The organism is Novosphingobium fuchskuhlense (genome assembly GCF_001519075.1).
Taxonomy (GTDB): domain Bacteria; phylum Pseudomonadota; class Alphaproteobacteria; order Sphingomonadales; family Sphingomonadaceae; genus Novosphingobium; species Novosphingobium fuchskuhlense.
In genome coordinates, this window is the sequence record NZ_KQ954246.1 from 43,976 (window position 1) to 66,599 (window position 22,624).

Consider the following 22,624-nt stretch of genomic DNA (forward strand, 5'->3'; position numbering starts at 1 on the left):
TCAATTGCGGATGAAGACGCCGTCGAGGAACACGACCTCGACATCGAGCCCGGTCGGCATTTCGACGACAGGCTGGTACTGTTCGGCGCGCTCGATCAGATATTTGGAGACCATGTCGGCCGACTGGGCGACGCCCTGGCCGAGACCGCCCTGGGCAATATCGGTGGGCGACAGGGTCGATTTCTGGCCGTTCACACTCACCGTTGGCGCGGTGAGCAGGCTTTGCGAGTTCGCCGAGAACCCGCGCCCGAACCCGCCGAGCGTGCCGGCGATGAAGGCCTGACCGACAAGATTGCCGGCGCGGCTCACCACCCGCCCGCGCACGCCGGTCTTGCCGCCGAACGCGATGAAGCCCTTGACCTCGCTGACCGCCACGCGCCCGCCGGGCTGCGGACAGGTCATGCGCTGCAACTTCACATAGACCTTCTCGGACGAGAGGTCGGCCATCGCCGCGCCATTGACCATGCAGCCGACAAGGTTGGTCTTGAGGAGCTTGCCTCCCGCATAGACCGAGCGCGCCGGCCCGGTGATCCGCAAGACCACCGGCAGCGGGTCCGTCTGGCTCTTGGTGTTGGTCGTCGCATCGACGCCGACCACGACCTTGGCAGTCGCGATCGAATTGGGCGGGAGGTAGTTTTCGCTGTCGGTGAACTGGGTGGTCTTGCTCGGCACCATGCGCGTCGCGGTGCCCCCGGCGTCTCCGGCAAAGGCAATCAGCCTAACTTCGTTGGGGCGCACCTGCGGCGCTGCCAGGGCGGGCTCGCCGCTTCCCGGCACGGTGCCGCCTGGTTGCGGTGCGGTCGCGGCGCGCTGGTAAGTGCCAGGTGCGCCCGCGCCATACATCGACGTCGGTCCGGCAGTTGCCCGCTGGACCTGGGTAGATAGCGCGGAGATCTGCGAGCGTAGCTGGTCGTTCTCGGTCTGGTAGGCCGACAGAACCTTGCCGCCGTCCGCCTTGAGCGCGGTGTTCTGCCCTTGCAGATCCTGAAGCTGGTGCTGGAGCTGATCGATCCGCGTGCTGTCGCTCTGGAGCGACTTGATCTCGGTGCCTTGCGTCGTGATCTGGTTTTCCGAGAGCGCCATCCACTCCTTGTCGGCCATCGAGCGGTTGACCATGTCGTCAGTCGAAATCTTGACCGACCTGGTCGGGTCGGCTTGCCCGGCCTGTTTCGGATCGGATGAGGGGGTACTGGTGATCCACCAGACCCCGGCGACCACGATGGTGGCGCCGAGCCCGTACATCGCGAGCCGCTGGCGCCGGCGCGTGACAGCGTTGTGGTCCAGTTCGCTCGCGCCCGAAGGCGCTTCGCTACCCTTCGGGTTAGCGTTGGTGGGCGTCACGGCTGATCTCCCGGCCGCGCGGCGCGCATGATGACGAATGCCGTGGTTTCCTGACCTACCTCGAGTCTGGACTGGGCAAGGCTCACGGCGAGGGCATCGGCCGGGGCGACCTGATCTTCGCTGAGGGTCACCGGCTTGTTTCCGGTGTTCGCCAGCTTGAGCAGCTTGCCGGTCAGCGACCACCCGGAATACTGGCCGACCAGTTGGACCTTGAGGCTTCCGACATTGACGGGCGCAAGCGGACGCCAGGTGATGTCGAAGCCTTCGACCGGTTTCTGGACGTACATCGCGGAGATCAGCCGCGCAGCGCCATCCTGTTCCGACAAACCAACGGGCCAGCGTTCGCCAACGGCCGCGGGATGCTCCGAGTCGGCATTGGCGACGAAGACCTGTTTGGCTTCGCTGCCAGCTACGGCGCAGACGAACTTGTAGACGAAGCCCTTCTTGGTCGTGCCGAAAAAGGAAATTGATGGTCGCGAGAAGCCGCTGCCGACCGAAAGGTAGATGTCGCCACGGAGCGGCTCGTTCACCACCTGAAAATCCTCGGCGGCACTGCTCGTCTGGATCTTGGATACCGAGGCGAACTGGTCGTCCTTGAGCGTGATCCGGGTCAGGTCCTTGAGCGATGCATCGCAGCGGACCGTGCCATTGTCGGCGGCGAGCACGTTCTGATCGGCCAAGGCCGGCTCAGCGATGCCCGCGAGGCCAAGCGCGACGAGGGCTGCGCCAACGAGGCGCTCACGCCGCCACACGCGGGAGGCGCACGACGCCCCCGCGGCCAATTCCAGCCATGCCATGCGGTTCAGTTCCTGTGATAGGGTGCCGGTCATTTCGCCGGTTCCGTCGGCTTGGTGACCATGCCGAAGCCTTTGAGCTTCAAGGACACACCGTTGTAGGCCCAGGTGAAACGGAACACCCGGTGCTCATTTGTCACTTCCTTGGACGCGACGACGGTGTGGACGATGCCTCCGACCTGGCTCTGGAGGTGAACCGGGTCCACCTGCATCATGTCGGGCGTGAAAAACTGGGTGATCTGCGAGCCTTGCTGCTCGGCGACGATCTTCATCAGGTCTCTCTTGACCTGGCCGCGGGCCGGCTCGTCCGTGAATTCAAGGATCGAGTTCATCCACCAGGTCAGCGTTTCCGGCGACCGGTTGAGGGCGACCGCAGCCACGTCACGCGTGACCATCTCGAGATACTCGGGCGCCACTGCGGCACTCGACAGAGTCACCGGCGCGCGCAGGGTGGGAACGAGGACCACTTCGCGGTCGCGCTTCTGGGCAACAACGAAAGTGCCGACCAGCAGGACTCCGAGGACAAGCGAGGCGACGGCAAGGACGTTGCGTTGGCGCAGCACCCGCTGCGCGCTGGCATGAGCGAGATCGAGATCCATCGTCAGCCCGCCAGAACGCGAAGATGTGACGGCGGGAACGCTTTCAGGCCGAAGAACTCACCGGGAAGATGCCAATATCCAAAGTGAAGGATCCAGGACATCGACCGGCCAGCTCGAAGCTTGCGATAACCGAACCAGGCCGCGGTTGAGACAATCAGCCCGATCACGATATGCTGGGCCAGGACACCCCAGATGAAGGGGATGACCATCACCAGAAATTCGTCGAGCGTCCAGAACCCGATCAACTCGGGGTCATCCAGATGCTTTGGAATGGCATATCGATCCATCGTGGCCCGCCGTCACATGAGGTTTTGGGGGAAGGTGAGCCCGGTCCGACCGCCAGGGGGCAGGTGGTCGGCCGGGCTTCTTGTCAGATGGTCGCCGTCACCATGGCGGTGACGATGGGAACACCGGTGCCCGCCGCAACGCCGGTGCCGACCGGCACGGCAACCTGGCCGAGCGAGAAGCGGCCCGAAGCGAGCCCGACGATGCCGCCGGCGAGGCTGAGCACGGTGATCACCTTGCCGCCCGAACCCGAAAGGAAGTTCGTGAACTGGGTGAGCGCGGTGCCGAACGTTGTGTCGGTGCCGGCATAGGCCGCGGGTGCCACCAGCACCGCTGCCACGACGGCCGGCACAAGGTAGGCGAGGAGCGATGCGCGGGTGCGAGCATCGGGAGACGCAGTCGACATGGGATGTCCTTTCGGAGTTGTATGGCGACCCGAGCGGTTGCCGATCCCGAAAGTCCTCCTGTTCCATTCAATGCGACAAGTTGCCGCGGCCAGGTTTGCGAAAAAAACTTGATGGTACGTTCAGAAAATGCGGCATTTATCCCATCGCGCCCGTTAGCGCGCGCCCATCGCGCACGCGTGGGCGCATGAGGACAGAGCGCGTGCGCTTAACGCCCTATGCCGGGCGCTCAGCGCCCACGAATGGGCGATAAGCGCCTTGCCGGAAACCGCTGCTGCGGGCGCGATGTACCGGCTGATACAAATGTAAAAGTTTTGAAGGGGCCTTGGCGCAGGCCGCGCGTCAGGTTCACATCGACACCGCCACGTTCGGGGCATGCGCCTTGCAGCGTGCAACTTCTCAGCTCGAGGACGTTCGGCCTATTTGTCGTGACGTCTTTTGGTCTGCGATGTTTGGAACGGGGAGGATGAAATTTTGCATAATACATTCAGTTGTTTGTCGCATTTCATGAATTCGTTTTTAGTCACGGAGTGTGCAGAGAAGGATATCGTTTGTTCCCAGGATCAGCGGCAGTCTTCGTGAACCTCCGGATGATGTTGAACTGCGACCTGGGAGGCCAGTATGTGTGCCTGGAGCAATCTATGCCTGTAAGAGCGGGATGAACGACAACTGAGTTGACGCCAAATCCGAAGAGAGTTGCACTTGACAATGCGGCGCCACTCATCACGGAATTGACCCACTCGGAAACGCGGCGAGGGACCGAATGTGCGAAGACCTGATAATCGAATCCGAGCAAAATATTGAAAAGTCAGGCCATTACGACAGTCACTTGGACATCGATCCTCGAGCCTCGGCCTTTCTGGCCTTGATCAATCATCACGTAGATCGGGATTCCCGGCCTTTGTCGGCGATTGCCAAGATTCTGAAGATAAGTCGACGGCAGTTGGGCAGAATGTTGAATGGGCATCGCCCCATGCGCATCGCAGAACTGCTGAAACTCACTGAAGTGCTTCGCATCGATCCAGCTCGAGCGGTTGTCGCTATCGAGGTAATTGGCGACTGGCAATGCTACGATGACCCGGGTTTGGGCGTCGTGATGCACCTGCTTTACCCAGTCGTCACAAGGCTTCGGGCTCGAGCCGATTTCGCCATTCAGCCCTTGACCAAGCCAGCGCAAGATCGGCTCTCGGACTGGCTCGCCGACACCATCATCACCAACGAAGAGCAAATCAGGAACCGGCGTGACACTTTCATGAAGTTGCCAGAGATCTAGCCAAGCGAGGGCCCACTTCAGCGCGCAATCCCATTTCGCATCGTCAGAAGGATTCGCGACACATAGCCGATAGTTTCGCGTATGCGCGGGACCTGATGTCGAACGCGGACGCGACCTTCACCGGCGTTGTAGGCGGCCAAGGCCAGATCGAAACGCCCGAACTCATCCAGCAACGATCGGAGATAGCGGGCGCTGCCCCGCATATTATCGACGGGGTTCCAGACGTCCCGAACTCCTAGAATTCGAGCCCGCTCGGGCATTAGCTGTGAGATGCCGGACGCACCTTTCGGGCTCAGCGCGGAGGGATTGTAGCGGCTCTCTTGGATAATGAGGGCATCAAGCAGCGGCACCGGAACACCCGACCTACAAGCAGCTTCCGCCATGGACGGAAACCAGACGGCACGTCGTCGCTCCGCTGCAGGTGAGAGACCGGGGCTCGGTTGGTAACGGGCTAAATAGCATGGCGATTGCGGCAAGCTGGCCCCAAGAAGGTATGCGGGGGGCGAATCCGCATCGCCCAGCGCTCCGAATGCATCGGCAAGCCTGTCGTTCGCCTGCGTCGAAGCCAGAGGCGCGGAGCTACTTGCCTTGGGCTCGCCGAGGACGAAACTGGGCGCGTGCGCTGTGGCTTGCTCGAAATTTTGAAAATCGATGTCGCGGGCACCCGCGCCTGTCGGCCACATCAGCGTTGCGGCGACTAATCCGCGCAATATGTAATTCACCTACTCGGCTCCGTTCTTTCGAGCGGCCCGGGTCCGGTTATCGCGGTATCATTGTCATGGAATTCAAGCGCAGGCGCAAGGTGTTGGCGAATTCACCCCTCGGCTGCGCTGCCCGCATGCCGGAATTTGATGCCGCCGGGGGCGAGCGATGAAACCTCCCAACGGCCAAATTTGCGTTCGGCCAATTCGACCAACCACAGCGGCAACAAAAGAGAGATGAAGAGGGAGGCGGTGGTTTTGATCTCTAGCAGACCCGTGAAGAAGGCGGCCGCCAGTGCGATTACGCCAATCGTGGCTGCAGTCAGCGTGATTGTCTTTGCCGCAGCGATGTAGCGTGGGATCAGGAGTTCGCGAAAGCGGCGAAGTTCGGCTGCGTGCTGTCGCTCGCTTTCCAATTCGGCGCGAGTCCGGTTGGCATCTTGGCGGAGCGCGAGGCGGTCAGCCATCAGAACTTCCAGCGATGGGTTCACCGCCTGCATTGCGGCTAAAATCCGGGCGTCGGAGATTGGATCAGTCCTGTTGTCGTTCATTTTATGCACTCAACGAAAGCAGCTTCTCGGCCATGGCTTCACTGATGTCGCCATGCTCCATGAGGTACTGGAACAACGCGCTGCCTAGCTTGACGAGATCGGCTTTCGCGACTTCGTCCCCTCCGCGGGCGAGGTAGGTCCAGGCGATTTCAATTGATCGGCCGTATAGGTCGTCGGTGCTGCTCTGGTCGGCCCGGCCGATGCCCATGAGCAACCACATTGGATTGACGTTGAATGCCTTACTGAAGGCGATGATCACGTTTGCTGGCGGGTCTCTGCCCTTTTCATAGTTGACCACTGCGCCGTGAGAGATGCCGATCGCTTCAGCAACGTCGGTTTGCTTGATCCCCCGCGCCTTCCGGACCTCCAGGAATCGCCCTCCGATGCTCATGTGCCAGCGCTTTGCATAAAACGCTTGATCATACTCACAAACATGAGTTAATCATTCGATTGTGATTCTTGCGGTCCATTAGAGCTGAATTACAACAAAGGTAGGATCTATGCAATTCCTCACTCTCCCCAAGCTTGCCGCCCAGACCGGATGGTCAGTTTGCCGCATCCGGCGGTTGGTGGCCAATCAGGAACTTCCTCACATTCGCGTGAACGGACGACTGATGCTGCCGTCGAACGCGATCGATGTTTTCGTTGCCAACCACTTTGTGGAGCCGGCCTCGCCGCGCGCGGATCAAGGCGATCACATCCAGCACTCGACGGCGTGATCGAAGCCGAGCTCAACACGTCAATCCGATCATCCCCCAAGAGGTGAATTTCCATGGGGAAGTCTCAATCCTTTGCACAATTTGAACTCGAACGGGTCTCCATTGAGGATGCCATGCGGATTTCGGGACTCAAGATGAGGACCCTACAGAACCTCGCCGCTCAGGGGGCGATTCCGGGTGCTGCCAAGCCCGCAGGCCGATGGACGTTCGATATCGCAAAACTCAGGAAATGGGCGCGCGAAACGCCCGAAGGTGTCACGCCATGCCCAAGAACATATCCATCCGCAACGGTGTCTACTGGGGCCGTTTCCAGGTTGCCGGACGCACGTACCGAAAGTCACTACATGTCCGTGTTGAGCCAGCGAAGCGCGCCGAGGCAAAGGCAATCCGGGCGCTAGAGCGAGTCCGGCAAGAGATCGAGGAACAGATCCATCACGGCATTGCTCCGCCGAAGATTTGGCAGGACGCCGTGATTGCTTGGAATGACCACGCTTCGGGCTCAATCGCTGAGAGCACCTATAAACGTTATCTGGTCAGCCTGACGCAATGCCGAGAATGGCTGGACAACAAGGGCATTCGCGAGATCGACACGGCTTGCTTGCGAGACCTGATTAAGGCCCGCAGTGCTAACGGCGTCAGCAATGCAACGATACGTCGTGACCTCACCGCGATTTCCGGAGTTCTCTCGGTTGCTCAGGACGAGGGCTGGATCGTCGAGAACCCAGCTTTGCAGATCAACCGGAAGCGCATTCGCGAACGCCGTGACCCCATCCTTCTGCCGACAGATTCTTCGATCGCTGTGATGCTCGAGGAATTGCCGCCGAAGGTAGCTGACGTCTGCGCGTTCGCCCTAGAGACCGGCATGCGTCAGGATGAAATCGTGCAGCTCGAATGGCAGTGCATCGATTTCAACCGGGCCGTAGCGACCATTCACAAGACGAAGGGTAGCAAGCTTCGTGCGGTGCCGCTTTCCAAGGGTGCCATCGCCATTCTCAGGCGTCAGCCCAAGACCAATCGATCGCAGATCGTCTTCCACCGTGCGGATGGAAAAACGATGGATTGGGTCTCCTCCCAGTTCGGGGCGACGGCGCGAAGATTGGCGAGCAAGTGGTCACAAAAGTGGTCACACCGCGGACACCCCTTCGTGCGCTTCAAATTCCATGATTTGCGCCACCTTTTCGCCGTTCGCTACCTGCGGGATGGCGGCGGAATCTACGCACTTCAGGGCATTTTGGGTCACACGAGTGTCAAGACGACGGAGATCTATCTCGCTTTCCTGACACCCGACCAGCAACAGGCAGCCAAGCTGGGGTAGTCACAAAAGTGGTCACAGCACCAACGGTTTTGAGCCGTTGGCCGGTAACGAAAGGATTTCGGCTTTATGAAAAATCGCCCAAAATCAAGGCGATGGCGGAGACGGAGGAAGCCGATAAAATTGGATAAACATCGGAATATATGGCAAAATTTATAAACAAGATTTTTAACAGACCACACTTTATCCCACACTTTTCGGCAGTCCCGGATTACGGGCGGTTTGGCCCAATTTGCACCTCAGGGTTGCTGTTTTTTGGTCGGGGAACCCGACTGAGCCGGCCGAGCCTGACGAAGAGCTTCAGGCCCGTCTCTTCCATCGGCGTTTGGCGGAGGCCGAAGAATTCGAACTCTCGGGAATCAGCGCGTGGATTGTCGCCATGCCTGCAGTGTTTTCTGGACGTATTTTGGCGTTTCCGCGTTGCTTGGAATGCCTCTGGCCGCTTGTACCGCACCAGGTCCAGCATTGTATGCTGCAACGGCTAAGTGGATCGCTCCGAACTGCTGAATCATTTGGCTGAGATAGCGAGCAGCACCCCAAACACTTGCCTTCGGGTCATAGCGATTGGCGACCCCGACTGCCTGCGCTGTGCCTGGCATGAGCTGCCCCAGGCCCACTGCGCCGGCCTTGCTGCGAGCCCATGGGTTGTAGCGTGACTCAGTCCAGATCAGAGCGTCGAGCAGTCCCGGAGGCAGCGCGTACTGTCGCTCCGCCGCGGCTACGTGGGGGAGGTAGATCGCTCGTCTGAAACTCCCAGGCCTATCGCCACCCGCCACCGCACGAAGAGGGCGAACGGTCACTGGGAGTGATGGACTTCGACGCGGATTCAGTTCCTGATTTGGCCAAGCACCGAACGTCACAAGCGCAAACCCGCCTTGTCCAGTTTGAGTCGTTACGCCTGCAGCAGGATTGGAAGCGTGTGCGGGCATCGCGAGTGGAGCTTCGGCGGCCGATGCAGTGCTTGTCGAGGCCAGTCCCAACGCCAATGGCAAGACACATGCTGATAGTCTGGTCATCTCGAACGTTCCTCTAGCCGACTCGTGTGAGAACATATATAGAACATAGCGCGCGATAAAGCGCGTTTCGAATGGGCGCAGAGCGGAGGCTGCGCGGGCGGTGGCATCCTTGATGGAGATGCCCAATGCTCAATGCCCCTGTTACCGATCGCCTCGAAGTCCGTGCCCGCCAGATCGTTGCCGACCTTGGCGGGACCTGGTCGCGCTCGCGCGGCATGTGCCGATGTCCGGCGCACGAAGACCGCACGCCGTCGCTCAGCGTGACGCTGGGCTCGCGGGCCATCCTTTTCCACTGCTTTGCCGGATGTCCGAATGACGCTGTGCTCGCTGCGCTGGCCCAGCGCGGCGTGAAGGCTTCGTCGTTGTTCGATGGACGGGCCGAGCCCGTTCGAACCGTTCTGCCGGAATCTGTGCCGAGCGAGAATATCCAGCGGCTCTGGCGGGAAGCGACTTGCCTCGCGGACAGCCCTGCCGAACGATATCTTGCAGGTCGCGGCATCTCCGCGGGATCACCCGATCTGCGGTATCATCCGCGCACCCCGCTCGGGCCCAAGGGCGCAGTGAGGTTCCTTCCCGCGTTGTTGGCTGCTGTCCGCAACGACCTCGGGATCATCGCGCTGCATCGCACCTTTCTGGAGTTCAAGACCTTTACGGTTGCCCGGTTCGACGGCCCGAAACGCGCGCTTGGCGCGCTTGGCCGGGGAGCGGTGCGCCTTCATGGGCCTCGCGGCGGTAAGCTTGGTCTCGCCGAGGGGATCGAGACGGCCCTTTCTGCGAGGGAGCTCTTTGGCATCCCCTGCTGGGCAACACTCGGCACCGAGCGTTACGGGCTGGCCTCGATCCCCGAGAGCGTAAGCGAACTGTGAACTTGGTCAGCGCGGTGGTGAAGGTGGCATCGGTGCCCGCGTAGGCCGTACCGGCGACGAGCGTGAGCGCGAGGGCCGGAACGATGAGGGCAGCGGACTTGGCGATATGGGCCTTGGAAAGGCGCGGCGAGGGGAGGGCAAGCAAGGTCATGGAGCGTTCTCCGAGCGGGGTTGATGCAGCGGGTCATCGCCGCTGCCCCACCGTCTTGGCCGGAGAACTGGGTCTAGGAAAAGAGAAGGCTAATCGAGGAAGCGTTCTCGGACAAATCTGGACGACTGTCGTAACCGCCATGCTGCTCAGTTGGCCGAGTGAGGCGGATTATTATGCGATCTATGCCGAGAATCTGCGCCAAAGCAGGCCATTTTGCGAGACAGCGCCCCGAATCGGTTCATTCTAGGATAACCGATATGTTCCATCTATGTTCTTTTCTGTTCCTAGCGAAGCGGACTCGCGCTACATGTCCGAGTCGAACCATCCAGGACCGATTGTGGACATGACCTGCAGCGATATGACCTTAGGGATCAACGCCAGACTGGCACGGCTTCTCACTGCCGCCGTGGACAGGTCGGGCAAGTCGCGGCGCGAGGTCGCCCGGGCGGCCGCGATGAACAAGGACACCTTTCTGCGCGTGCTCCGCGGTGAGAAAGCCGTGACGATCGAGGAGACGTCGCGGGTGCTCGATGCCTGTGGGTTTTCCTCCAACGGTGCCCTGCTGCTTGCCATCCTGGGGCACGAGGATCTGGCCGTCGAATGGCTCGGCGAGGACGCGGGCGCCTTCCTCGATCAGTTCCTCGCCGCACTCCCGGTGACCATGAACGAAACACTTGGCCCCCGCATTGCCGATCTGCGCCCGCGCTGGGCCATCGGCACCTCGCGCCTCGTTGCGCGGCTCCTGGCCAAACATATTGATGATTTTACCGAGCGCGACATTTCTCTCGTGCTCGGCCGGTGAGGGGATCGGGGGTGGCGTGACCAAACAAGGAGACCATGACCATGTCACAAGTTTTTGCAGAGCGCGCTGCTGAGCCTGTTCTTGAGACCGCATCGATGAAGGCCGCACCTGCGCGCCTGATCCGCTTGCCGGAAGTAATCGCTCGGGTCGGGCTGAAGCGCTCGTCGATCTATCAGCGGATGGCAGAGGGCCGCTTTCCGAAAGGGCGCTCGCTCGGGCAGAAGTGTACGGTATGGGTTGAAGCAGAGATCGACGCGTGGATCGCCGCCGTGACTGCAAGTGGAGACGAGCAGGACGAACCTTTGGATCAACAAAGATAATGCGCAGCTCACAGTTTTCCAGATTGCTTGCCGAGCTGGACTTGCGTGCGAGCATCGCAATAAGGTGAGGCGATAGCCCAGCAATTGGTCGCTGCCGACGGGAAAGGATTGCTTCACGTGCTGAGGGTGGGACAGACGGTTCAGCTGCCCGATTTGCGCAAGGGCGTCATTGAGCAGCTGGTGTCGGAGATCGGCGAGTTGGAAGCCTACGTAAGGCTCGACGATGGCTCGGCTAAATGGTGGCATCATTCCGAGGTGTGCCCGATCATGTCGCATCCGTAATGACGGCAATCTTCGGCTCTGCGGTCGCTGTCATTATCGCCTTGAGCGCCAAGGGCCTGGCGACGGCTCCAAACTCGTCGTGATGGTCAACCTGTTCACGGCAGGTACGCCGCAGGGTCACGCCACAATCCGAAAGTTGCTGGGCTATGACTGCGTGATAATGCCTTGGAGAACGCCAGCATGATCTTCGCCCTTGCTTACGCCGCTTCCTGCATCGCATCGGTCCATGATGGCGACACTGTGCGCCTATGCTCTGGTGAGCGGATCCGCATCGCAAACATTGACGCGCCTGAGCTGCGAGGTTCCGAACGCTGCAGCCGCGCGCGCGCGCAGGAATTAGCGGATACAAAGAACCCCGCATGGTGTGATTTCTATCGGGGAATGCTGGCACGCGATGCGCTGTCGTCGTTCATGGCTTCTGGTAAGCCGCGCATCTGGCGTCTTGGCACCGACCGCTATGGCAGGACATTGGCGCGGATCAGCGTAAACGGACTAGATGCGGGACGCTATCTCATTTCGCAAGGACTCGCGCGGCGCTGGAAATAATTACGACGATAAATCTGTTGAGTTATGTTGAAAAAATCCAAAAAAAGACCGTTAATTCATGCATTTTAACCAAAAAACATCCAACATATTTTATAATTTTAGAAAATTTGATCGGAGTTTATTTTTATATTTTTGGTCGTCATTGAAATTAGCTTGGATTTTTTTGCCAATATGGGATCATATATCTTATAATTGAATCGTCTCTGGCAAGGTTCTCCAAATCAGGGCCGCGAGGAGAAAGCACCCTGAAGCGATCACCATCACTGGACCTAGCCCGAATGCTTCAGCGAGCGGGGCGGTCACCAGGGGGGCCACCATGCTCAGGCCTCGTCCCCAGTTGTAAATAGATGCCGCTGTCGACCGCAGATGTGGCGGGTAGAGTTCGGACAACCAGGGCCCCCAGATCGCAGATGCGGACAACATGGTGCCATATAGGAAGCCAACAAGCTTCACGAGCGCTACGGGGAAGGGCGCAAACAGATAAACGGGGATGATGGAGGCCGCGATCAGAAACCCGATCGACCCGGTCCTCCGCCCAAATCTATCACTGAGCCAGCCCCACAATAGTCCTCCCAAGGCTGCACCTGCAAACTGCCAGCCCAATATGTCGCCAACGATGGCGTCATCGAAAGACCGTTCAGATTTGAGATAAATACTCGCCCAACCCGTGAAGACTTGATAGGCAAAGAGATTAAGTCCGGACATAAGCGCAAGCAGGATTGTTTGCCGCGCGACCGCAGGACGAAACAGTTCGGCAATTGGAAACCGCGCCTTAGGCGTAGCATCGACCTCGACGATGGTGTCGACAGGCTTCAACCTGCGATCATCCGGAATAAAGACAAAGGCCAAGAGAGCAAGTGCCGCAGGGATGACGCCCGCCCACAACAATGTGTGCCAGTGCAAGCCGGAGCGAAAGGCAGCAGCAGAACAAAATCCCAGCGCAGCGACGCCTAGATTGTACACGGCCAGAGCGATGCCAGCGATCAGACCTCGTACCGAACGGGGAAAGAGGCTTGAATAAATCCCGACTGCAACGGGATACATCGCGCCCATAAAGAACCCCATCGCGACGCGTTGTGCGACCAGTTCGGAATAGCTTTGCAGGAAGACGCCGGCAGCCAGAATGCTGCCATATCCCAACATCGCGATCACCAGCGTGTTGCGCCGACCAATGACGTCGGCAACCTGACCCAGGATTATCGCTCCGCAAATGCCGCCGATGGCCTGGAGCGAGTACAGTGCGCCCGTCTGTCCCAGCGTAAGTCCGAAATCTGCCCTGAAATAGGGGCGCAGGATGTCAACCGTGTTCCACGACCAGGCATAGAAGAAGTAGCCAACCAGCAGAAAGACAAGAGCCCCGATCCGGCGGGCTGGGCTTGGTTGGCTCGATGCTTCCATACCCCTGATCAGTCCAGACCGGCCTGCGTGCGCAGCTGCGCTGCACCGCTACGCAGAAACCCATGATCCGATCCTAGCAGGAACAGGCTTGCACCATGGTCACGCCAAAGCGCAACGTCCGCCGGGCGAGGCGTGAACAGTCCCGAGGGCCGCCCTGCCTTTTGTGCTGCCGAGAGGACGTGTTTTACTGCCTCAATGACCAACGGATCATCCGGTGAGGTGCAGCCGAGGGCCACGGTGAGGTCGATCCGCCCAACGAAGAGCGCATCGATACCATCAACCGCCGCAATGGCATCGATGTTGTCGATTGCCTCAAGGTCTTCGATCTGCGCAACGATGACCGTGCGTTCAGCGCTTGCCCGCATATGGTCCGCGATTGTGCGCTGTCCGTATTCTGCTGCCCTGCTAGACCCGGCATAGCCGCGCCTCGTGGGGCCGCCGCCGCGGCCGTAATGGCTTCTTGCCACGATGGACCTCGCCTCGTCGGCGGATCGCACGTGAGGCACGACAATACCGTCTGCTCCGCAGTCGAGGGCATTCAGGATGTCGTGTGCGGTACTGGACTGGGTTCTGACCAAAGTCGCAAGAGAGCCGGCGCGGGCGGCCATGATGCACAGGTCAAGGTCGCGCCGGTCGAACGGTGCATGTTCGGCATCAAGGCATATGCAATCGAGTCCGCTGCTCGCCAGCACTTCGACGACGTGAGGGTGCGGTGTTTTCACGAATGTGCCCAGAATGGGGGCGCCGCTTGCGATGCGCTGCTTCAACATCATGCTGCCTTTTTCCAGAGCCTTGTGCTGGCAATCTCGGCGCCTTCGGCCAGCGCCTCAAACTTAGCCCAGACGATGTCTGGATCGACCACGCCGAAACCGGCAAACGTCGAAAAGCCGCAATCGGTGCCCGCAATCACCCGCTCCCGTCCGATGATGCCCGCAAATCGCTCGATCCGTTCCGCTACAACCCGGGGGTGTTCGACAAAGTTCGTTGTCGAATCAATCACTCCGGGAATTAGGATCTTATCCTCCGGTATCGTGCTCGCGATTTCGGCAAAGTAGGTCCAGTCAGCCTGATGCCGGGGGTTCGATGTCTCAAACAGCAGGCCTACCGGCTTTGCAGCTAGCAAAGTCGGAAGGATGACACCCATCTCGACGTCGCAGCAATGCGGTCCTTCGTAGTTGCCCCAGCACACGTGCATGCGCACCCGGTCTGCAGGAACATTGCGAAGTGCATGGTTCAGCGCCTCAATGTGCCCGCCGATCAATCGGAGGTAATCCTCGTCGCTACGATCCTTGTACATCATATGGCGACCCAGACCGAGATCCGGGCTATCAAGTTGCAGTATCAGTCCTGCCGCAACAATCGCCTCGTACTCTGGGCGCATGGCTTCCGCGAGCGCTTCAAGATAGGCGTCCTGCGTCGGATAGAAGTCATTTGGCTGAAAAAGTGCGATCACACCGGGAGAGGCAGCGTTCATGAAGCCGGCCGGGTTCCCATGCGCTTCCAGCGCCGCTTCGAAACGGCGCAGATCGTCATGCAGCGGTGCCAGCGTCTTGGGCTTGACCGCCTCAACGCACCGTGGCCGCCGATACGTTGGCGTGCCCCCACCTTTCGATTGACGCGCCATGAATCCCGGAAACCGCTCAAGATCAGCTGGTGGGATCCTCGGGGAATCGCCCGCAAAGCCGGTTATGCGATCCTTGATGTAGGTGGCGTAGGATATCTTGGCCATTTCTCCGTCGGAAACAATGTCCAGGCCGGATCCCACCTGACGTCTGACCACATCGTCCACTGCGGCGGCAACCGTGGTGTCGAAGGTCTGGGGATCGATCGCTTCGCCTCTTTCCGCAGCGAAGACAAGGTCGGTCACGGCTTGTGATCGCGGCAGTGAGCCGACGTGCGTAGTCAGGATTCGTTGGGCCATGTTGGGTACCTTTCACGACAGTCCGCTATCCAAAGCTCGATCGCTCTGCTGAATGCATGAGGGGCTTCCATCGGGATCATATGGCCTGCACCCGGCACCAACTTGAGCGTTGATCGCGGGGTCAACTCCGCCCAGCGTTCGTGCCACTCGATCGGGCAGATCGTGTCATGTTCTCCGGCGATGAAAAGCACTGGACAGGCCAGTCCGGCCAAGGCTGCTATGCGATCCGGCCGACTGCGGAGAGCTTCGCTTTGCGTGACGAACACCTCGGCACCGAGCCGACGAGCCATGGACAGGATTTCGGATTGCAGCGCCTCGTTAGTGCGGTTTGCCGGTGCCAGATAGACGGGCTTGAGCTCATCGATGATGATGCGATCAAGTCCGCCGGAAAGTACCGTTTCCTGTTGCCTGAGCCGATGGGGCGAGCGGGCTGCGAGGTCAGAACCGGCGTTGTAAGCGCACAGGACAAGACCGCGGACTCGGTCGGGTGCCAGAGCACCCATTTCGAGCGCGACAATCGCACCCATCGAGAAGCCAATCGCCACGACTGCGCCTTGTGTCTCGTCCAGCGCGCGACTTGCCATCTCGGCAAGGGATGCCCCGTTTCGTGTATCGACGTGAACAGACGGCTGTCCGAAGCTCTGCTCCAGCATCGCTTCGATGGCCGTTCCACCAAATCGCCACATCTGGGCATCACACATGTTTCCCGGGATCAGGAGAGGCGTACAATGCCTCATCCCAGTCGTGCAGACTGTCCGGTGAGCAATTCGCCGCCAAAAAGCCGCTGCTCCGGAATCATTCCAGGATTTTCGACGCGTTCGAGCAGCATGGAAACTGCCGCCTGCGTCATCCGCCGCACAGGCTGACGGATGGTTGTCAGCCGATAGCCCAACCAGGTTGCGGGACCTACGCCGTCGAAACCGACGATCGAGAGGTCATTGGGGATGGACAGGTTGAAAAGAGTGCGGGCGCAGTCAATCGCGCCGATCGCCATGACATCATTGAGGCAGATGACCGCATCGAGTTTGCCCCCCGCCTGATCCAGCAATACGCGCAGACCTTCCTTGCCCGAATCATAGTCGAACCGGCCGCGATGGACCAATGGCGTGATATCCGCCTGCTCGAGACTTCGCCGCGCGGAGGCGAGGCGTTCTTCACCGACATAGCTGTCTTCAGGTCCCGCGATGATGCCGAAGCGGCGGTGCCTAGCGGCGAGAAGGTGCTTCACCAATTCACGCTCGCCGGAGGCAGAGTCGCAGCAGACGCTGGCCGCAGGCACCATGTCGCCAACACGGTTATACAGGATGATCGGAACGCCCCGATCATTGAATTGCTCAATCTGATCGTCAGTCAGCCGGGCCGCAACGATTGCGCCGTCTACCCTGTACGGCCAAATCTGGTCGAGCACCTCGTTGACATCGGATTCGGCAGCTAGGCTGAACAGCAACACCCGGTTGCCAACGGCAGACAGGCGCTGGGTGAGTTCAGCCAGAACCTCAGGATAATTGAGGTTGGTGAGATTGGAAATCACGACCGCGATGAGGTTGGTGCGGCGGGTGATCAGGCCGCGGGCAAAAGCATTGGGCTGGTAGCCGAGCTGCTTTGCGGCGCGCATGATCTTCTCGCGGGTTTTCGGCGAAACCGATGCCCCCTTACGAAATGCACGGCTAACAGCGGACTGTGAAACGCCAGCCAACTCGGCCACGTCGTACGAAGTCGCGCCGATAGCCTCAGACAGCTTCTTGTTTGCCATAACGCCTTACCCGGATGTCAGCTTGCTCCTTGTGACCGGCGAACCCCTCGATTGCGCAGAGGCGCGAGCAATATTCACCCACCATGGCGCTGGCTTCGTCGGTCAGAACGCGCTGATAGGTACACGTCTTGATGAACTTGCCAACCCAAAGCCCACCGGTAAACCGAGCGTTTTTGCGAGTGGGAAGCGTGTGGTTGGTACCGATCACTTTGTCGCCATAGGAAACGTTTGTGCGCGGGCCAAGGAACAAAGCCCCGTAGTTGGTCATGTTATCCAGAAAGTATTCAGGGTCCTTTGTCATGACCTGAACGTGCTCAGAGGCTATCTCGTCAGCGATACTGACCATCTCTTCATAGGAGTCTGCGACGATCACTTGGCCATAATCGGCCCAAGCCTTTGCAGCGATCGGAGCGGTTGGCAGGATAGTCAGTTGACGTTCGATCTCAGCCAGGGTGTCTTGCGCCAAGCCTTCTGAATTAGTCAGCAGGATGGCGGGTGAGTTGAGGCCATGCTCCGCCTGACCAAGCAGGTCAGCCGCACACAGTTCGCCATCAACGGTATCGTCGGCGATCACCAGCGTCTCGGTGGGGCCAGCAAGAAGATCGATCCCGACCCTGCCAAACAACTGCCGCTTGGCTTCGGCCACAAATGCATTGCCGGGACCCACAATCATGTCCACTGGGGCAATCGTCTCCGTGCCGAGCGCCATCGCGGCAATCGCCTGAACACCGCCGACGCAATAGATTTCGTCGGCGCCAGCCATATGCATGGCGACAACAATGGCTGGGTTTGGCTTGCCCTGATACGGTGGCGCGACCGAAACGACGCGCTTTACCCCGGCGACTTTGGCTGTGACGACGCTCATGTGTGCCGAGGCGACCAAGGGGTACTTGCCACCCGGGACATAACAACCGACCGAGCTTACCGGCAGATTTTTGTGGCCGAGTATCACACCGGGCAGCGTTTCGACCTCGACATCCTGCAACGAATTGCGCTGCACTTGCGCAAAATTGCGGACTTGCGCCTGGGCAAATCGGATATCCTCGATTGTCTGTGCATCGAGCGCGGCATAGGCTTCGTCAATTTGCGCTTGGGACAGTCGGAAATCATCAGGTGACCAATTGTCGAACTTGGCCGACCACTCCCGAACCGCCTCATCACCGCGGCATTTGATGTCCATGATAATGGCTTCGACGGTCGAGCGGACCTGTGCATCTGCCTCAGCTGCGGCGTCTTCCGTGATGCCGGTTTTCAGAAAGCGTGCCAAGCAGATGTCTCCTGTGTCGTTTGATTCGATATGTGCCGCATCTAAGCTTGAATGACTGCGAAGGCAATTACTCTCAGCGAAAGGCTGTGGCGTGCAGCTCTCCGGCTGCGAATCCCAGTGATTGCTAGCCCACGGTCTGGGGATAGATCTTCCTCGCTTAGCGGCAATTTCAATTTGCTTTCGCAGTCATGCTGAGCCAATTTTGTCTTGGCGACCTGCCGTGCAAAGGCCGCTAGGTAGCATGCGGTCAGAGTGGAATTGGCGATGCTGTTCAAGGGGTTGGCCATGCGGGATATGATAGCGATCGTGGCTTCAATGCTCACAATGACCGTAGTCAGTGCGCGCGAAGTGACGCCATCGGTGAAGGCTGAAAAGCAGGCGCCAGCCGAAGCCGGCGTTCGGTTGCAATCGCTGAAGGACCTGACAATCGCTGCGCTGCGCGCGAGGCATTATGGCAGCACCTTGCGGATCCTTGCCGATCTTGCGACCGGACCGAACGCGCGAGTATACGCCGAGCGCTTTTTTGGCGGAGGTCCAGGCCCCTATTCTAGCGTCCTCGCAAGCTACCAGTCCGATGGGCTCAGGCTGTATGCGCGCTTAGATGTTCCGCATGCACCGCCGCCGCCTGGCGGTTATCCGGTAATCGTATTCCTCCACGGATGGGTTGGCTACGAGGCGGCGAAGGACTTTCATTTCTCCTACACACCAGATTCGATGTACGCAGAGATGATCGATGCCTATGCCAAGGCTGGTTTTGTTGTCGTCACGCCGGGGTATCGCGGCCACGGCACAGTCAACGGCCAAGTGGCGGGCGGGCGCGCTTCGATGGCTGCTTGGGACAATGCAACGCATATCGCGCCGATCCTTTATGCGATCGATAGCCTCAACCTGATTGATGGGCTTTCAAGCATTAAAATGCTGAATTTCCAAGATTATGGTCGTCATTCTGGCACGGTCAGCCTTAACCTCAAGCGGCTTTACGTGTCTGGGCATTCGCAAGGCGGTGACGTGGCGCTGACGGTTCTCGCGGTGGCTGGACATGGGTCTAAGGTGGTCAACCGCCCGCGTGCCGGCTCGATCATGTCCGGGACATTCCCCGACCGGTTTACCCAGGTCGAAACCTTCCGTCCGATGGCAGAATCGAGCGAAGCTTTCCTGGCCGGAGACGGCACATGGACCGGGTCAGCGAGGGGGCGAGATGGAACCGTCAATCCCAACTTCGTGTTCGGCTGGCCCAGCGACAGCATTGAAACGCCGGATCCGCGAGAATGGACCTGGCAAAAGGGGCAGTATGGCGAAGCAAGTGTGCGTGATGTTGTCGTGGCTGGATACTCGGAGATGTACCGGAGTCTAAGCCAAAATGTCTCCGATTTGGGAGATGCCAATTTCTCGATTTTGGAAGGTGTGAAGCCAAAAGGCTATAAAATAAACCATGATCCTCGTGTAGCTTCCATGATTCAAGACCTTGGGGGCTTTTACGCGGAGAGATTCATCTCTGCGCGAGTGGCCCTCCATTTTTCAGACAGAGACTATTATTCTTTGCCAAGATGGAACTATGATCTTTGCGCACGGATCGCCCGGCGTGGCGGATACTGCAAACCCCATGAATACATCGGCGGTACCCATACGCTCCGCCTCAGCAGCCACGGCTGGTTCTCGCCTGCCGGTTCGCACGAGCCTTACGCCATCATCATCAAGCGTGACTTAGCGCTCTTCCGTTGAAAGTGCGGAAACCGCCTTCAACCTGATTATGCATTCGCAGTCAAAATTGCATTGACACCGGATTGCATTCGCAGTCAATAAAGATCTCGCGCGATTCGACAGCGCCGGGGAGGCCTAAAAAATGACCCAATTGCATCGTGGCTTGATGTTCAGCGGCGTGGCGGTTGCCGCTCTTTGTGCAGCATCGCCGGCCATAGCGCAGGAAAAGACGAAGCCGACCACAGCGCAGGACGCGGCGAAGTCCGGCGATGATGGAAGGTTTGGCGGTGAGATTATCGTCACCGCGACAAAGCGCGCTGAGAATGTTCAGTCGATCCCTGCTGCAGTGACCGCGCTCGGCGAAGAATCGCTGAAGTCTGCCGGCATTGTTGACCCGACCCGGATCGGCATGGCCGTTCCGGGTGTGCGGATCGGCTTTTCGGGTACTGAAGCTCGTGTGGCCATTCGCGGTGCGCGCACCAACAATGTCGGTCCGCAAGCTCAGCAAGTGGTCGGCGTTTTCAACGATGGCGCGTACGTCGCCACGGTCGGCCAGGTCATGGCGGCATACCTTGATGTGAACCGCATTGAAGTCCTGCGTGGACCGCAGGGTACCCTCTACGGGCGCAACACGTTTGCCGGTGCCATCAACATCATCTCCAACGAGCCGAAATTCGACCGGATTTCCGGCAATGCGCAAGTCACCTACGGCGATTACAATCGCATCCGTGGTGAGGCGGCACTCAATCTGCCGATCTCCGACACATTCGCCATCCGCATTTCGGCTCTCGGTGAAAAGCACGACGGCTACATCATAAACACTTTCCTCGATGGCCCTTCGGACGATCTGCGCAATGAGAATGTTCAGATCGGACGCATCACGGCCAAGTGGAAGCCTTCGAGCTCCTTCGATGCCACGATCCGCTACACGAAGTACAATCGCGACATCAACAATGATGGTCCCTACGGCTACACCCAGATCGGATGCTACCAAAACCTTGGCGATCCCTCGACCGCAACCGGCCTTTCGGCAACATCGGTGTACCGTTCAGGCCATTGCTTCCGTCCTGGTCCCGACTCAGCAGCATCGACAGGCCCGACCGGTGCCTCCAAGGTGACAGATGTCAGCCCCTATAACATTTCGCGCGATGGCCCTTCGCGGGGGCTTGCAAAGGGTGACGATGTCAATCTGCAATTCAATTACGACTTTGGCCCGGCGACTGTGAGCTTCATTGGTGCTTATAACAAGTACCGTTCGCTTTCGTATTATGACCCTGATTATTCGGATGGATATCATTACGGGCAGTACGGGCAGGATTCGCTCAATAACTTCTTTGCGGGCTACGACAACGATCAGAAGAGCTACTCAACCGAACTCCGGGTGGCATCCAACGGCGAAACAAGATTCAAATGGCTGATCGGTGGTTATTATTTCAGGCAATCGTCCATCAATGATTTTGGTTATCTCGCCAATGGAAAATACACCCGTTACAACACCAACATTCGCGACTCCTTTGTTTCAGAATCCAAGGCCGTCTTCGCCAATGGCTCATTTCAGCTAATCGAAGGCCTGCGAGTGTCCGGCGGGATCCGGTACAACAACGATAGCCAGAAGCTCATCGGCGGTGCCAATGGCGGCGGCGGCAACAAGGTGTTGTGGAAGGCCGGCCTCGAATATGTGCCGGCACCCGATATCCTGCTCTACGCCAACGTATCGACCGGTTACCGGGTTGGTGGCGTGAATGGCGCGCAGCTCGTCGCTGCAGGTGCGCCAGCCGTTTTTGGACCGGAAACAGTCACGGCCTATGAAGCAGGCTTCAAGACCCAGCTGTTTGATCGCACGTTGACGCTCAACGGTTCGCTGTTTGTCAACCGCTACCGCAACATGCAGGCCCAGTCGTTCGTTTCAGCCTGCCTTGATCCCAACAACCCAGCCTCGTGCATTGCCTCCGAGTTCACGAGCAACGGCGGCGAGATAAACTCGAAGGGTGCCGAGATCGAGTTCAACTGGCGTCCCGGCAAGAGCTTCTTTGCCAACGGTTCGGTCTCTTTGCTCGACGCCAAGTTCGGCAACTACCTTGTGAGCCGCCTGAACGGTCTCGGCAACTACCAGGGCCGGCAGGACGTCACCCGCACCAATGCCCAGATTATCGCGGCAGGAGGAACACCTGGCCTTCAGCTGCGTGGCTGGCGCCCTGCGCTTGCTCCGACGCTTTCTGCCACGCTGACGACGGGATATGTCTTCGACATCGATGACGACAACTCCATTACACCGATGGCACAGATCTACTACTCGAACAAATATTGGAGCTACGACTACAACCTTCCCGGTTCGGATCAGTCAGCCTTTGCAAAGCTGGACTTGCGCTTGACTTGGCGCAACAAGGCGAAGGGGCTGACCGTCGAAGGTTTTGTCGAGAATGTCACCAACAAGGCGGTTCTCGTGCGTTCGGTGATTTTCAAGCCTGATGAGGCGAACTTCCCCACCGCGTCGATCCAGGCGAACTACGGCGACCCTCGCATTTGGGGTGTTCGGGTCGGTGTAAGCTTCTAGATGATGCGGCTCCCGGGGGCAGCGCAGGGCTGCCCCCGGAGATTTTCGTGATACGGCACCGGGTGTGT

At 59.1% G+C, this 22,624-nt stretch carries 25 protein-coding genes and 1 pseudogene; 11 read left to right on the plus strand and 15 right to left on the minus strand.

Going from position 1 to position 22,624, the window contains the following annotated elements; translation table 11 throughout:
• From AQZ52_RS14155 to AQZ52_RS14175, 5 genes are all read right to left on the minus strand, one after another.
• Positions 1 to 1,341, minus strand: coding sequence for a TraB/TrbI/VirB10 family type IV secretion system protein (locus tag AQZ52_RS14155; RefSeq protein WP_067912321.1), 1,341 nt, complete (start codon positions 1,339 to 1,341; stop codon positions 1 to 3).
• Complete coding sequence (locus AQZ52_RS14160; RefSeq protein WP_240481670.1) at positions 1,338 to 2,171, minus strand: type-F conjugative transfer system secretin TraK; 834 nt, start codon at positions 2,169 to 2,171, stop codon at positions 1,338 to 1,340. The genes AQZ52_RS14155 and AQZ52_RS14160 overlap by 4 nt, the downstream gene beginning before the upstream one ends.
• Positions 2,168 to 2,734 (minus strand): type IV conjugative transfer system protein TraE, encoded by a 567-nt coding sequence (locus tag AQZ52_RS14165; protein ID WP_067912325.1) that lies wholly within the window; start codon positions 2,732 to 2,734, stop codon positions 2,168 to 2,170. Before AQZ52_RS14165 ends, AQZ52_RS14160 begins: the two co-directional genes overlap by 4 nt.
• 2 nt (positions 2,735 to 2,736) lie before the next feature.
• On the minus strand, positions 2,737 to 3,021 hold the full coding sequence (traL, locus tag AQZ52_RS14170) for a type IV conjugative transfer system protein TraL (protein ID WP_067912328.1): 285 nt from the start codon (positions 3,019 to 3,021) through the stop codon (positions 2,737 to 2,739).
• 83 nt (positions 3,022 to 3,104) lie between these two features.
• The gene (locus tag AQZ52_RS14175; RefSeq protein ID WP_067912331.1) at positions 3,105 to 3,425 is read right to left on the minus strand and encodes a hypothetical protein; all 321 of its coding nucleotides are present in this window, start codon (positions 3,423 to 3,425) and stop codon (positions 3,105 to 3,107) included.
• 761 nt (positions 3,426 to 4,186) lie between these two features.
• Between AQZ52_RS14175 and AQZ52_RS14180 the strand changes: the two genes are divergently transcribed.
• The gene (locus AQZ52_RS14180; RefSeq protein ID WP_067912334.1) at positions 4,187 to 4,696 is read left to right on the plus strand and encodes a helix-turn-helix domain-containing protein; all 510 of its coding nucleotides are present in this window, start codon (positions 4,187 to 4,189) and stop codon (positions 4,694 to 4,696) included.
• A 17-nt stretch (positions 4,697 to 4,713) separates the two neighbouring features.
• Here the strand turns inward: AQZ52_RS14180 and AQZ52_RS19135 are convergent, their stop codons facing one another.
• The 3 genes from AQZ52_RS19135 to AQZ52_RS14190 all read right to left on the minus strand — a co-directional run bounded on the left by AQZ52_RS19135 (position 4,714) and on the right by AQZ52_RS14190 (position 6,339).
• The gene (locus AQZ52_RS19135) at positions 4,714 to 5,418 is read right to left on the minus strand and encodes a lytic transglycosylase domain-containing protein (RefSeq protein WP_240481672.1); all 705 of its coding nucleotides are present in this window, start codon (positions 5,416 to 5,418) and stop codon (positions 4,714 to 4,716) included.
• A 92-nt stretch (positions 5,419 to 5,510) separates the two neighbouring features.
• Complete coding sequence (locus tag AQZ52_RS14185; protein WP_067912338.1) at positions 5,511 to 5,948, minus strand: hypothetical protein; 438 nt, start codon at positions 5,946 to 5,948, stop codon at positions 5,511 to 5,513.
• Between the two features lies 1 nt (position 5,949).
• A complete protein-coding gene (locus AQZ52_RS14190) occupies positions 5,950 to 6,339 on the minus strand; it encodes a helix-turn-helix domain-containing protein (protein WP_067912341.1) in 390 nt (129 codons plus the stop codon).
• Positions 6,340 to 6,448: 109 nt separating this feature from the next.
• Here AQZ52_RS14190 and AQZ52_RS18590 point away from each other — a divergent pair, with 109 nt between their 5' ends.
• The 3 genes and pseudogenes from AQZ52_RS18590 to AQZ52_RS14195 all read left to right on the plus strand — a co-directional run bounded on the left by AQZ52_RS18590 (position 6,449) and on the right by AQZ52_RS14195 (position 7,982).
• On the plus strand, positions 6,449 to 6,667 hold the full coding sequence (locus tag AQZ52_RS18590) for a MerR family transcriptional regulator (RefSeq protein ID WP_156424960.1): 219 nt from the start codon (positions 6,449 to 6,451) through the stop codon (positions 6,665 to 6,667).
• A gap of 53 nt (positions 6,668 to 6,720) precedes the next feature.
• Positions 6,721 to 6,897, plus strand: a pseudogene (locus tag AQZ52_RS19290) (hypothetical protein); the annotation flags it as partial.
• A 32-nt stretch (positions 6,898 to 6,929) separates the two neighbouring features.
• Positions 6,930 to 7,982, plus strand: coding sequence for a tyrosine-type recombinase/integrase (locus AQZ52_RS14195; protein WP_067912344.1), 1,053 nt, complete (start codon positions 6,930 to 6,932; stop codon positions 7,980 to 7,982).
• Positions 7,983 to 8,338: 356 nt separating this feature from the next.
• Here the strand turns inward: AQZ52_RS14195 and AQZ52_RS19295 are convergent, their stop codons facing one another.
• Positions 8,339 to 9,031 (minus strand): lytic transglycosylase domain-containing protein, encoded by a 693-nt coding sequence (locus AQZ52_RS19295; RefSeq protein ID WP_420806454.1) that lies wholly within the window; start codon positions 9,029 to 9,031, stop codon positions 8,339 to 8,341.
• 89 nt (positions 9,032 to 9,120) lie between these two features.
• Between AQZ52_RS19295 and AQZ52_RS14200 the strand changes: the two genes are divergently transcribed.
• The 5 genes from AQZ52_RS14200 (at position 9,121) to AQZ52_RS14215 (ending at position 11,962) form a co-directional block, all read left to right on the plus strand.
• Entirely contained in the window at positions 9,121 to 9,861 is a 741-nt protein-coding gene (locus AQZ52_RS14200; RefSeq protein ID WP_067912347.1) for a DUF7146 domain-containing protein, read from the plus strand.
• A 458-nt stretch (positions 9,862 to 10,319) separates the two neighbouring features.
• The gene (locus AQZ52_RS14205; protein WP_169793751.1) at positions 10,320 to 10,814 is read left to right on the plus strand and encodes a helix-turn-helix domain-containing protein; all 495 of its coding nucleotides are present in this window, start codon (positions 10,320 to 10,322) and stop codon (positions 10,812 to 10,814) included.
• A 95-nt stretch (positions 10,815 to 10,909) separates the two neighbouring features.
• Positions 10,910 to 11,134, plus strand: coding sequence for a helix-turn-helix transcriptional regulator (locus tag AQZ52_RS14210; RefSeq protein ID WP_067913971.1), 225 nt, complete (start codon positions 10,910 to 10,912; stop codon positions 11,132 to 11,134).
• A 117-nt stretch (positions 11,135 to 11,251) separates the two neighbouring features.
• Complete coding sequence (locus AQZ52_RS18595) at positions 11,252 to 11,416, plus strand: hypothetical protein (RefSeq protein ID WP_169793752.1); 165 nt, start codon at positions 11,252 to 11,254, stop codon at positions 11,414 to 11,416.
• A gap of 180 nt (positions 11,417 to 11,596) precedes the next feature.
• On the plus strand, positions 11,597 to 11,962 hold the full coding sequence (locus AQZ52_RS14215) for a thermonuclease family protein (RefSeq protein WP_067912353.1): 366 nt from the start codon (positions 11,597 to 11,599) through the stop codon (positions 11,960 to 11,962).
• 186 nt (positions 11,963 to 12,148) lie between these two features.
• Here AQZ52_RS14215 and AQZ52_RS14220 read toward each other — a convergent pair whose 3' ends face one another.
• The 6 genes from AQZ52_RS14220 to hisD are packed head-to-tail and all read right to left on the minus strand — an operon-like array spanning position 12,149 to position 18,301.
• Entirely contained in the window at positions 12,149 to 13,360 is a 1,212-nt protein-coding gene (locus AQZ52_RS14220; protein ID WP_067912356.1) for an MFS transporter, read from the minus strand.
• 8 nt (positions 13,361 to 13,368) lie between these two features.
• Positions 13,369 to 14,133, minus strand: a complete 765-nt coding sequence (locus tag AQZ52_RS14225; protein WP_205626498.1) for an HpcH/HpaI aldolase family protein — start codon at positions 14,131 to 14,133, stop codon at positions 13,369 to 13,371.
• Positions 14,130 to 15,281 (minus strand): cobalamin-independent methionine synthase II family protein, encoded by a 1,152-nt coding sequence (locus AQZ52_RS14230; protein ID WP_067912360.1) that lies wholly within the window; start codon positions 15,279 to 15,281, stop codon positions 14,130 to 14,132. The genes AQZ52_RS14225 and AQZ52_RS14230 overlap by 4 nt, the downstream gene beginning before the upstream one ends.
• Positions 15,263 to 15,982 (minus strand): alpha/beta fold hydrolase, encoded by a 720-nt coding sequence (locus AQZ52_RS14235; protein ID WP_169793753.1) that lies wholly within the window; start codon positions 15,980 to 15,982, stop codon positions 15,263 to 15,265. Before AQZ52_RS14235 ends, AQZ52_RS14230 begins: the two co-directional genes overlap by 19 nt.
• Before the next feature lie 32 nt (positions 15,983 to 16,014).
• Positions 16,015 to 17,034, minus strand: coding sequence for a LacI family DNA-binding transcriptional regulator (locus tag AQZ52_RS14240; RefSeq protein WP_082698049.1), 1,020 nt, complete (start codon positions 17,032 to 17,034; stop codon positions 16,015 to 16,017).
• Complete coding sequence (hisD, locus tag AQZ52_RS14245) at positions 17,012 to 18,301, minus strand: histidinol dehydrogenase (protein WP_067912370.1); 1,290 nt, start codon at positions 18,299 to 18,301, stop codon at positions 17,012 to 17,014. Before hisD ends, AQZ52_RS14240 begins: the two co-directional genes overlap by 23 nt.
• A 258-nt stretch (positions 18,302 to 18,559) precedes the next feature.
• Here hisD and AQZ52_RS14250 point away from each other — a divergent pair, with 258 nt between their 5' ends.
• Both AQZ52_RS14250 and AQZ52_RS14255 read left to right on the plus strand, forming a co-directional pair.
• Entirely contained in the window at positions 18,560 to 20,023 is a 1,464-nt protein-coding gene (locus tag AQZ52_RS14250) for an alpha/beta hydrolase (protein ID WP_156424962.1), read from the plus strand.
• A gap of 121 nt (positions 20,024 to 20,144) precedes the next feature.
• Positions 20,145 to 22,556: a TonB-dependent receptor gene (locus AQZ52_RS14255; protein WP_082698052.1), complete on the plus strand. Its 2,412-nt coding sequence runs from the start codon at positions 20,145 to 20,147 to the stop codon at positions 22,554 to 22,556.
• The last annotated feature ends 68 nt before the right edge of the window (positions 22,557 to 22,624 follow it).

Excerpts from the sequence above, each read along its gene's own strand:
- AQZ52_RS14205 (WP_169793751.1), top strand. The coding sequence starts at position 10,320 with ATGTCCGAGTCGAACCATCCAGGACCGATTGTGGACATGACCTGCAGC.
- AQZ52_RS19295 (WP_420806454.1), bottom strand. The coding sequence starts at position 9,031 with ATGTTCTCACACGAGTCGGCTAGAGGAACGTTCGAGATGACCAGACTA.
- AQZ52_RS14210 (WP_067913971.1), top strand. The coding sequence starts at position 10,910 with ATGAAGGCCGCACCTGCGCGCCTGATCCGCTTGCCGGAAGTAATCGCT.
- traL (WP_067912328.1), bottom strand. The coding sequence starts at position 3,021 with ATGGATCGATATGCCATTCCAAAGCATCTGGATGACCCCGAGTTGATC.
- AQZ52_RS14180 (WP_067912334.1), top strand. The coding sequence starts at position 4,187 with ATGTGCGAAGACCTGATAATCGAATCCGAGCAAAATATTGAAAAGTCA.
- AQZ52_RS14215 (WP_067912353.1), top strand. The coding sequence starts at position 11,597 with ATGATCTTCGCCCTTGCTTACGCCGCTTCCTGCATCGCATCGGTCCAT.
- AQZ52_RS14190 (WP_067912341.1), bottom strand. The coding sequence starts at position 6,339 with ATGAGCATCGGAGGGCGATTCCTGGAGGTCCGGAAGGCGCGGGGGATC.
- AQZ52_RS14185 (WP_067912338.1), bottom strand. The coding sequence starts at position 5,948 with ATGAACGACAACAGGACTGATCCAATCTCCGACGCCCGGATTTTAGCC.
- AQZ52_RS14230 (WP_067912360.1), bottom strand. The coding sequence starts at position 15,281 with ATGGCCCAACGAATCCTGACTACGCACGTCGGCTCACTGCCGCGATCA.
- AQZ52_RS14160 (WP_240481670.1), bottom strand. The coding sequence starts at position 2,171 with ATGACCGGCACCCTATCACAGGAACTGAACCGCATGGCATGGCTGGAA.
- AQZ52_RS14235 (WP_169793753.1), bottom strand. The coding sequence starts at position 15,982 with ATGTGTGATGCCCAGATGTGGCGATTTGGTGGAACGGCCATCGAAGCG.
- AQZ52_RS14225 (WP_205626498.1), bottom strand. The coding sequence starts at position 14,133 with ATGATGTTGAAGCAGCGCATCGCAAGCGGCGCCCCCATTCTGGGCACA.
- AQZ52_RS14200 (WP_067912347.1), top strand. The coding sequence starts at position 9,121 with ATGCTCAATGCCCCTGTTACCGATCGCCTCGAAGTCCGTGCCCGCCAG.
- AQZ52_RS14220 (WP_067912356.1), bottom strand. The coding sequence starts at position 13,360 with ATGGAAGCATCGAGCCAACCAAGCCCAGCCCGCCGGATCGGGGCTCTT.
- AQZ52_RS14195 (WP_067912344.1), top strand. The coding sequence starts at position 6,930 with ATGCCCAAGAACATATCCATCCGCAACGGTGTCTACTGGGGCCGTTTC.
- AQZ52_RS18590 (WP_156424960.1), top strand. The coding sequence starts at position 6,449 with ATGCAATTCCTCACTCTCCCCAAGCTTGCCGCCCAGACCGGATGGTCA.
- AQZ52_RS14165 (WP_067912325.1), bottom strand. The coding sequence starts at position 2,734 with ATGGATCTCGATCTCGCTCATGCCAGCGCGCAGCGGGTGCTGCGCCAA.
- AQZ52_RS14255 (WP_082698052.1), top strand. The coding sequence starts at position 20,145 with ATGACCCAATTGCATCGTGGCTTGATGTTCAGCGGCGTGGCGGTTGCC.
- AQZ52_RS14240 (WP_082698049.1), bottom strand. The coding sequence starts at position 17,034 with ATGGCAAACAAGAAGCTGTCTGAGGCTATCGGCGCGACTTCGTACGAC.
- AQZ52_RS14175 (WP_067912331.1), bottom strand. The coding sequence starts at position 3,425 with ATGTCGACTGCGTCTCCCGATGCTCGCACCCGCGCATCGCTCCTCGCC.